Genomic DNA, 291 nt, shown 5'->3' with positions numbered 1-291 from the left:
GAACCGATTATATAATATAAGGAGCTGATTGCAATGAGTAAAAAAATTGCTATTTTAATAACGGATTATTTCGAGGACACAGAATACACAGAGCCAGTAGAAGCTTTTAATCAAAAGGGATACGAATTAACAACTATTGAAATGGAAAAAGGTAAAACGGTACACGGTAAACAAGGAAAAAGTGAAGTCGTAATTGATAAAAGTATTGATGATGTTTCTCCAGAGAACTTTGATGCCCTCTTTATACCAGGCGGATTTTCCCCAGATATACTTCGTGCAGATGAACGTTTT

The 291-nt window shown here is 34.7% G+C and carries 1 protein-coding gene; it reads left to right on the top strand.

Translation table 11 applies throughout. The annotated features are described in order from the left end of the window. Positions 1–33: 33 nt before the first annotated feature. A partial coding sequence (locus NG918_RS16820; protein WP_252227198.1) for a DJ-1/PfpI family protein occupies positions 34–291 on the top strand: 258 nt, incomplete at its 3' end.

The sequence above is a fragment of the Clostridium sp. ZBS2 genome, from assembly GCF_023845855.1.
Lineage (GTDB): Bacteria > Bacillota > Clostridia > Clostridiales > Clostridiaceae > Clostridium > Clostridium aquiflavi.
Note: the sequence above shows the minus strand (reverse complement) of the source record. Positions and strands in the feature narration are given on the sequence as shown.